Origin of the sequence: Micromonospora sp. URMC 107, from assembly GCF_051386315.1 — a bacterium.
Classification (GTDB): domain Bacteria; phylum Actinomycetota; class Actinomycetes; order Mycobacteriales; family Micromonosporaceae; genus Micromonospora.
In genome coordinates, this window is record NZ_JBPQTK010000284.1 from 1 (window position 1) to 794 (window position 794).

Below are 794 nucleotides of genomic sequence, written 5' to 3' on the forward strand. Positions count from 1 at the left end.
GGGTCGTTCCAGCCGCCGGAGGGCGGGGGATATGTCATTCGTCTGCTCCGTAGGGTCGGGGTGCGCCCGTCAGGGTAGTCAGCCCTGCCCAGAGCCCGGGGCGCCGCCACCGGGTGTGCCGCGTTGCCCGCGCCCGGGGAAGCGGGCAGGATCCTGGCATGGTGATTGACGCGCGAGCCGCGGACCGCTCCGGCAGCCGACCGAGACGGGACGCGAGCCGCCCCGGCGTGGCCCGGCGCACCCGCGCCGCCGCCCCACCGGGCACCGCCGGCACCGACGAGCCCGCGCCGCTGCCGGACCCGGTGACCATGCGGCTCGACGGGAAGGTCGCCCTGGTCACCGGGGCGGGCAGCCCCGACGGCATCGGGTACGCGACGGCCCGCCGGCTGACCGACCTCGGCGCCCGGGTGGCCATCGTCTCCACCACCCGACGCATCCACGAACGGGCCAGTGAGCTGGGCGTGACCGGCTTCGTCGCCGACCTCACCGACGAGTCGGAGGTGGGCGCGCTCGCCGACGCGGTCGCCGAGCAGCTCGGGGACGTGGAGGTGCTGGTCAACAACGCCGGCCTGGCCAGCCGGGCCAGCCCCGAGGTGCTGCGCCCGGTCGCCCAGCTCAGCTACGACGAGTGGCGCGGCGAGATCGACCGCAACCTCACCACGGCGTTCCTGTGCAGCCGCGCCTTCATCGGCGGCATGGCGGAGCGGGGCTGGGGCCGGATCGTCAACCTGGCGGCCACCGCCGGGCCGGTCAACGCGCTGCCCACCGAGGCGGCCTACGCGGCGGCCAAGGCG

The 794-nt window shown here is 76.3% G+C and carries 1 protein-coding gene; it reads left to right on the plus strand.

What is annotated here, in order from left to right:
- Window positions 1-158 precede the first annotated feature (158 nt).
- The coding region (locus ACSNN9_RS28520; RefSeq protein WP_436676397.1) for an SDR family NAD(P)-dependent oxidoreductase at window positions 159-794 on the plus strand (636 nt) is incomplete at its 3' end.